The sequence below is a fragment of the uncultured Sphingomonas sp. genome, from assembly GCF_964237155.1.
Lineage (GTDB): Bacteria > Pseudomonadota > Alphaproteobacteria > Sphingomonadales > Sphingomonadaceae > Sphingomonas.
The window spans coordinates 1-7,799 of sequence record NZ_CAXSHH010000093.1; the positions used below are offsets into that span (position 1 = coordinate 1).

The 7,799-nt window shown below is 70.8% G+C and carries 6 protein-coding genes, 1 other RNA gene and 1 pseudogene; 6 read left to right on the forward strand and 2 right to left on the reverse strand.

Annotation, left to right across the window (positions count from 1 at the left end):
• The 3 genes and pseudogenes from ACFE71_RS13870 to ACFE71_RS13880 all read left to right on the forward strand — a co-directional run.
• Positions 1–406, forward strand: a pseudogene (locus ACFE71_RS13870) (polyribonucleotide nucleotidyltransferase); the annotation flags it as partial.
• Positions 407–517: 111 nt separating this feature from the next.
• Positions 518–2,023: an aminotransferase class I/II-fold pyridoxal phosphate-dependent enzyme gene (locus ACFE71_RS13875; RefSeq protein WP_375429364.1), complete on the forward strand. Its 1,506-nt coding sequence runs from the start codon at positions 518–520 to the stop codon at positions 2,021–2,023.
• Positions 2,024–2,094: 71 nt separating this feature from the next.
• Entirely contained in the window at positions 2,095–3,333 is a 1,239-nt protein-coding gene (locus tag ACFE71_RS13880) for a vanadium-dependent haloperoxidase (RefSeq protein WP_375429365.1), read from the forward strand.
• Between the two features lie 4 nt (positions 3,334–3,337).
• Here ACFE71_RS13880 and ACFE71_RS13885 read toward each other — a convergent pair whose 3' ends face one another.
• Positions 3,338–4,288 carry a cell wall hydrolase gene (locus ACFE71_RS13885; protein ID WP_375429369.1) on the reverse strand — a complete coding sequence of 317 codons (951 nt, stop codon included), beginning with the start codon at positions 4,286–4,288 and terminating at the stop codon, positions 3,338–3,340.
• Positions 4,289–4,407: 119 nt separating this feature from the next.
• On the opposite strand from ACFE71_RS13885, the gene ACFE71_RS13890 reads away from it, so the two are divergent.
• Genes ACFE71_RS13890 through ACFE71_RS13900 form a run of 3 tightly spaced genes read left to right on the forward strand, consistent with a single transcriptional unit; the run spans position 4,408 to position 7,398 of the window.
• The gene (locus ACFE71_RS13890; protein WP_375429366.1) at positions 4,408–4,860 is read left to right on the forward strand and encodes a hypothetical protein; all 453 of its coding nucleotides are present in this window, start codon (positions 4,408–4,410) and stop codon (positions 4,858–4,860) included.
• 53 nt (positions 4,861–4,913) lie between these two features.
• Positions 4,914–6,365, forward strand: coding sequence for a hypothetical protein (locus tag ACFE71_RS13895; RefSeq protein WP_375429367.1), 1,452 nt, complete (start codon positions 4,914–4,916; stop codon positions 6,363–6,365).
• 40 nt (positions 6,366–6,405) lie between these two features.
• Positions 6,406–7,398, forward strand: coding sequence for a DUF6624 domain-containing protein (locus ACFE71_RS13900; RefSeq protein ID WP_375429368.1), 993 nt, complete (start codon positions 6,406–6,408; stop codon positions 7,396–7,398).
• Between the two features lie 103 nt (positions 7,399–7,501).
• On the opposite strand, the gene ssrA is transcribed toward ACFE71_RS13900, so the two are convergent.
• Positions 7,502–7,798, reverse strand: a transfer-messenger RNA (tmRNA) gene (ssrA, locus tag ACFE71_RS13905).
• Between the last annotated feature and the right edge of the window lies 1 nt (position 7,799).

Below are 7,799 nucleotides of genomic sequence, written 5' to 3' on the forward strand. Positions count from 1 at the left end.
GAACGAGCGCGTCGAGAAGGTCTCCGACGCGCTGACCGAAGGCCAGGAGGTCAAGGTCAAGGTCCTCGAGATCGACCAGCGCGGCAAGGTCCGCCTGTCGATGCGCGTCGTCGACCAGGAGACCGGCGCCGAGCTCGAGGACACCCGTCCCGCGCGCGAGCCCCGCGAAGGCGGCGGTGACCGCGGGCCCCGTGGCCCGCGTCGTGACGGCGGCGGCGGCGGCGGTGATCGCGGCCCCCGGGGCGATGGCGGCGGTCGCGACCGCGGTCCCCGCCGCGACGGCGACGGCGGACGCGGCCCCCGCCGCGATGGTGGCGATCGGGGCCCCCGCCCCGAGCGCTCGGGCAACGAGGACGGCCCCGCGCCCGAGTTCGCCCCCGCCTTCCTGACCAACGACCGCGACTAAGCCAAAGCCCTCTCCCGCCTTCGCGGGAGAGGGTTCGTCTTTCCGTGTGCGGAGCAACACACGACATCGACGCCCCGGAACAAGCGACTCGCGTCACACGCTGGAGTCGGCATGGACCAGACCCAAGCCCCCCTCGTCGCTGCCCTAACCAAGGCCGAAGCCCACCCCACCACCGGTTTCGGCGCCCCCGGCCATAGCGCCGGGGCCGCCATCCCCCGGGGCCTGCGCGCGCTCGTCGGAGCCAAGGCGTTCAAGGCCGACCTCCTGACCGTCAAGGGCGTCGAGGATCGCACGGAGAGCGACCACGCGCTCAACCGCGCCCATGAACTCGCCGCCGCCGCCTGGGGCGCGGACATGTGCCGCTTCATCACCGGCGGATCGACCCAGATCCTCCACACCGCGCTTGCCGCCGTCGCGCGCGCGGGCGAGACCGTCCTCCTCCCCACCAATTCGCACAAGGCCGAATGGAGCTACGCGCTCGTCGCCGGCCTCGACGCCGTGCCGCTCCAGGCGGATGTGGACCCCGTCTGGGACGTCGAGACGGTCGTCACCCCCGTCACCCTCGCCGCCGCGCTCGCCGCCCATCCCCACGCCAAGGCGGCCGTCGTCGTCTCGCCCAACTATTACGGCATGACCTGCGACATCGAACGGTTGGCTCAGGTCGCGCACGCGCACGGCATCCCGCTGATCGTCGACGCGGCCTGGGGCGCGGCCTTCGCCTTCTCGCCGCGCCTGCCCACCGACGCGCTCGCGCTGGGTGCGGACATCGAGGTATGCAGCGTCCACAAGACGATGGGCGCGCTCGCCCAAGGCTCCGTCCTCCTCGCCAAGGGCAATGTCGTCGACCAGCAACGCCTCGCGCTCGCCTACGAGCTGTTCGAGACGACCAGCCCGTCGTTCCCCATCCTCGGCAGCCTAGACGCCACCCGTCGCGACCACGCCCTCGGCGGCGCGAAGCTGTGGGACGACGCGCTCGACCTGGCCGAGCAGGCGCGCACCGAGATCGTCGCCATCCCCGGCCTAGTCATATATGGCCAGGATCGCGTCGAACCCCGCACCGAACTCGACCGCGCCAAGATCCTGATCGACCTCTCCGCGCTCAGTATCGCGGGCTACGCCGCCGACGACTGGCTGTACGAGCACCACCATCTCCATGTCGGCCTGTCCAACGCACGCCATCTGCTGGTCGTGATCACGCCCGGCACCGCCGCCGGCGATGTCCGCAAGCTGGTGAAGGCGCTGACCGACCTGTCCGACAAGCTCCGCGCCGACCCGTCCATCCTGCCCGCCGCCCCCGTCCTCCCCGGCCTCGCCACGCTCGTGTTCGAGCGCGCGATGCCCGGTCCCGACGCGTTCTTCGCCGAAGTCGAGGAAGTTCCCTACGAAGCGTGCGCGGGCCGGATCGCCGCCGAGATCGTCGCCCCCTCGCCGCCGGGCGTCCCCCGCCTCGTCCCTGGCCAGCGGATCACCCGCGAGCACGTCGCCTGGCTCGTCGCCAACCGCGATGCGGGGATGTTCATCCTCGACCCGGCCGATCCCGCCGAACACCGCCTCCGCGTCGTCGCGGCGAACGCGCCCGCGGTCGACCGCCCGGCGATGTTCGCCGCCGAGGCCTGATCCCCCCGCTACCGGGGCGAGCCGCTTCATGATACGCTGCCTGGCGACGATGGCCTGGGGAGGTTGGGATCATGCGCAGGTTAGGGGTAGTGATATCGGCGGCGCTCATGGCGGCGACGCCCGCCTCGGCGGACACGGTATGCGAGTGGATCGACTATGCCGCGATCGTCGGCCGCGCCGTCCCGCTAGCACCCGATGCACAGCGCATCGGCGATCATGACCGCGCCCAGACCCAGGTCGCCCTCGCCATGTTCGAGGCGCTGAACGCCATCGATCGCCGCTACGAGTCCTACCTGAAGCTCGCGCCCGCCTCGCCGACCGCGTCGCGGGACGCCGCGGCCGCGACTGCCGCCTACCGGGTGCTTCTCGCCCATTACCCGTCGCAAAAGGCCGGGCTCGACGACAGCTATAACGTCGCGATGATGGGCATCGCCGACCGCGCCGCGCGTGAGGCCGGAGTGCTGGTCGGCGCTGCGGCGGCGGCGCGCGCGCTGGAGGCGGGCGGGATCGACACCCGGATCGTCCAGACACCCTATCGTCCACGCACCTCGGCGGGCGTGTGGACCGCGACCGGGCTGCCGGTCATGTACCCCTATATGGTGGCTTTCACCCCCTGGGTGCTGCCGCGCGCCGACGCGGTTCGCCCGCCGCCGCCGCCCGCCCTCACCAGCGATCGCTACGCCCGCGACTTCGAGGAGGTGAAACGGCTGGGCGCACGTGCCAGCACCGAACGCGGCGCGGACGGCACGCTGATGGCGCGCTACCGCATCCTCCCCAACATGCTGCCGACGTTGCGTCTGATCGCCGACGCGCCCGGCCGCGCGCTCGTCGCCAACGCGCGCCTGTTCGCGCTGATGGCGATGGCGGACGACGACGCGGTGACGGCGGTCGCCGACGCCAAGCTCCATTATAATTTTTGGCGGCCGATCACCGCGATCCGCAATGCGCAGGACGACGGCAACCCGGCGACGGCGGTCGACCCTGCCTGGGAGCCCTTGATCAGCACGCCCAACCACCCCGAATATCCATGCGGTCATTGCATCCGCGCCGCGGCCGCCGCGACGGTGCTGAAGACCGAGGTCGGCGCGGCGCCCCCGGGCGGCGTGCGCGTCACCACCGGCACCGCGCCCTCGATCGTCCAAGTCGTACCGACCTTCGACCGCTGGGTGCGGGATGTGTCGATGTCACGCACCTACGGCGGTGTACATTACCGTTTCTCGAACGAGGCCGGCGAGGAAATGGGCCGAAAGGTCGGCGGGATGGCGGTCGCTAAGCTGTTCCGCCCGCTGCCGGTCAGAGCTAGTAGATAAGACCTCAGATCGGGTCCGACTCCTCGGACACGATCGCCCCCTCGACCGCATAGGCGCCCAGCACGGGCCGGGCCTCCTCGCCCGGCACGGCGCGGTTCAGGTGAATCCGCACACCCGCCGCGACCAGCGTCCGCATCACCCCGGCGGCGGTGTCCGGCTTGTCGCCTCCTCGGTGGATCGTCACCAGCCCCCCGCCCTCGACCGGCGCGTGCGCGAGTACGGCCGCGACCGCCCGCCCCGCCACCGCCCCGGGCTCGACGCCCGCATAGGCCTGCCTGAATGTCAGCGCCCGCTCCAACGCTCCGCGCCAACGATAGAAGACATGGCTCCCGACCAGCCCGATCCGCGCCAGACTCGGCGCCCACCAGGGCGACACCGCCGTCGTGTGGTAATGCGTGGCCGAGCCGACCGGCGCGTAGACGCTCCCGCCCAGCGCGGCTTCCGCGACGCCCCGCGCGCGCTCCCACGCCCCCGGCTCGCGCCTGGCCGCCGTCGACCCGTCGCAGGTGAAGGAGAACTGGCATCCCGTCCGCCGCTGCGACCCCTGATACACCACGCCGCACACGCTCGCCGGAAAGGCCCGGTCGCGCACCCGGTTCAGGACCACTTGCGCCACCGCCCGCTGCCCGTTCGGGTCCTCCGACCGCGCCTCGTGATAGACCGCCGCCGTCAGGCAGTCCGCCGCGCGCCGCCGGTCGTCCCCACTCCCCGTCGCCGCGACGAAGGGCGGCGGCGCTGTCCCGACCGCGCGAGGCGGCATCGCGATCGACACCCCCGACGCCGGCACCGCCGTCGGCACCTCGAGCGCCAATCGCCGCAATAATGGCCGCGCCTCGACGATCACCCGCTCGACCGCGACCGCGCGCGGTATCTCGACCGGCGCGCACGACGCCGCCAGCAACGGCACGAACACCGCGACTGCCGCTCTGGAAACGGGGACGCCCACCTGTCGCATCGCCACGGGCGGTACCGACCACGGGTTAGAAGGAGGTTAACCACCAATCCTCGCGGTCGCGTGGAACGGCCCGGCCATATCGGCGTTCGATCGTTTCGGAGCTGTAATGGGGGGATGACATGCGTGCGGGACGTTGGCTGCTTACCGGGGCGACCGCCGCCTCCATGGCCGGCGGGTTCGTCATGGGCGACCTGACCGCCTCCGCGATCGACCCCTATTACCGGCAGGTCGTATCCCGCGCCGACGAGATGCCCATGGTCGGCGGCTACGGGCCCGCGCGACCCGCCCCGATCAGCTACACGCCGATCTCGTCGGTCGGCGAGTGGCCCGACGCCGCCCCGCCCCCGCCGGAGGAGCACGCATTCGACGAACCCGCCTCCCTCCCGACCCATGACTATGCCGAGGCGGTGGAGCCGACCCGCTACGATGCCGAGCTCGAGCCGGTGCTCGCCATGCCGCCCGACCCCCCGCCGGCGCCGATGGTCGCCACGGCGACGGAGGAGCGACCGTCGCCCGCCCCTACCCCGCCCGGTACCGAACGGCCTGCCGAGACGGTCGCGCCCGCGTCCTGATCCGGCCCTTTTCCCCCTACCCACCCGCACCGGATCGGCTAGGGACGGCGCGCATGTCCGGACCTACCCGCCAACCCATGGCCCGCGACGACCGGCCCGCGAGCCTGCCCTGGATCGGGGTCGCCCCGAACGCTCCCTATTTCCTAGACGAGCACGGCAATCCCTGGACGCCGATCGGCCAGAACGACGCGATCTCCTGGGTCGAGTTCGACGGCCTGTTCCGCCGCCGCGACCTTCCCGCCACCGAACGCCATCTCGAATATCTGAAGGCGCACGGCGTCGCCTGCCTTCGTCTGATGATCGAATATTGCCAGGTCCGGCACCGCTATTTCGAACGGCCCGCGGGCGTCTTCGTCCCCGCCATGATCCGGCTCTGGGACGACCTGTTCGCGATGTGCGAGCGCGTCGGCCTGCGCATCCTCCTCACCCCGGTCGACACCTTCTGGATGTGGCTCCATTGGCGGCACCATCCCTGGAACGTCGCGCTCGGCGGTCCGCTCGAGCACCCCTCGCAGCTCCTCACCTGCCCCCGCACCCGTCTCGCGATCAAGGCGCGGCTCGATTTCATCGTCCGCCGCTGGGGCGGCTCGGGCGCCCTATTCGCCTGGGACCTGTGGAACGAGATCCACCCCGCGCAGGGCGGCGATGCGGTCGATTGCTGGCCCGAGTTCATCGCCGACATCTCCACCCACGTCCGGAACTTGGAGACCGAGCTGTATGGCCGCGCCCATCCGCAGACGGTCTCCGTTTTCGGCCCCGAACTCCAGTGGCGTCCCGAGCTCGCCATGCGCGACCCGATCTTCCGCCACCCCGACCTGGATTTCGCCTCGGTCCACATCTACCGATCCGGGTCGATCGACCATCCCAAGGACACGGTCGCCTCCGCCGTCGCGATGGGCGGGATCGTCCGCGAATGCCTCGCCGAGATCACCGACGGCCGCCCCTTCCTAGATACCGAACACGGCCCCATCCACACCTTCAAGGACAAGAAGCGCACGCTTCCCGCGCCGTTCGACGACGAATATTTCCGCCATCTGAGCTGGGCGCACCTGGCCTCGGGCGGCGTCGGCGGCGGCATGCGCTGGCCCAACCGCCGCCCGCACACGCTGACGCCCGGCATGCGCGAGGCGCAGCGCGCGATGGCGGGCTTCCTGCCCCTGATCGACTGGGAACGCTTCGTCCGGCGCAACGTATCGGGCGGGGTCGGGGCGACCCACTTCCACCGCTTCGCCTGCGGGGACGACACCCAGGCCCTGGTCTGGCTCCTACGCCGCCGCGCCCTCGCGCCCGACGGCCGTGTCCGCGCCGACGTCGAGCCAATCGCCCCCGTCGTCACCGTCCCAGGCCTCGCCGACGGGGCTTACGGGATCATGGGCTGGGATACGACCAACGGCCGCGAGGTCGAACGCCTCACCGCCGACGCGGCCGACGGCCGCCTGCGCTTCACGCCCGCGCCCATCGGCCCCGACCGAGCTTTCGCGATCCGCCGCGTCGGTCAGGCATGATGCGGCACCACGCGCACGTCGATCGTTCGCCGGATTGCCGATGGTCGACGAGGACTGCTACATCGGCGCGATGCGCGTCATGTTTCCGGTTCTCGCGGCGATGCTCTGCGTCGCCGCGACCACGCCGCCCCCGCCTGTCCTTCTCCCCTACATTCAGGAAGGGCGGTTCGATCCCGGCGATTACGGCTGGCTGAAGGGACGGTTCGACGATGCCTCCCCCGCCGAAAAGGCGGCATCGGCCCGGGTCGGGATTTGGCTCGACGCATGCCTGGCGGCGGATGGAGCCGCGACCCGCGCCGAGCTGCGCGCGATGGGTGTCACCAGCCCCAGCCTCGAACGCGCCTATTACCGCGATCCGCTTTGCGCGGCGGTGGCGAGCGCGCCTTATCCGCTCGACCTGCGCTCGTTCGCCCGCTTCAGGGAGGCGGTCGCCGCCGCCCGCCCGGTCGCGGACACCTACCTCGCGGCGATCCGGACGGCGGAGGAAGTCGCGGGCCCGCGAAGCCCCAAGCTCGCCGACACGCTCCTCGCCCGCCCGCTGGCCGACCAGATGCTCCGCTTCGGGCTGGGCTGGGGAGAGGGTGTGATGAAGGACGCGCCCCCGCTCGCTCCCGAAGTCAAGGCGATCGTCGTCGCCCGTCTCGGCGCCGAATTGGCGGAACGCGACCGCGCCAACACGCGGTGGCTCCGGGACATCGTCGCCGAGCAGGGCTGGCCCACGATTTCCGCGGTCGGCGAGCCCGCGTCGGCGCAAGCATGGCTTCTCATCCAGCACGCCGACGCCGATCCCGCGTTCCAGTTGCGCGCGCTCAGGCTGATGCAGCCGCTGACGGCCTCGGGCGAGGTCTCCAGGCGGAACTATGCCTACCTGTACGACCGCGTCATAATGAAGCTGGCGGGAAAGCAGCGCTATGCGACCCAGCTCACCTGCGAGAACGGCCGGTGCGTGCCGTTGCCGCTCGAAGATGGAAAGACCATGCCGACTTGGCGCGCGGAGGCCGGACTTGAACCGTTCGCGGCCTATCTAACGTAGATGCGGGAGCTCGTGGGCGACTGCCCACGATAATAGAGGCAAGGCGGGTCGAACAGGTGGGGAGCTTCTGTTGCTCGGTGCCCCCCGTACCGCCGGTTTCCGCTTCTGTTACCCGGTGCGGCCCCAACCGTGCTTTCGTCCGATGTATAACTTAGACCGTGAAGTCCAAGTTACGCGGCGATTGCGAGTGCTTCGTTATCGTTGGCACTTGTGTAATGGGCCGTCGCGGTGGTCCCATTCCGAGCGAAAACTGCGCCTTTCAATACACGTCGATCCTAGTTCGGCCCCATCGACCACCCCGTATCAAACGGGGCGGATGGTGGAGCCGCCGGGTACCGCCCCCGGGTCCGCTGCATCTATTTCACGCCGCATTTTATCGCCATAGCCGGGCGAACCCGGCG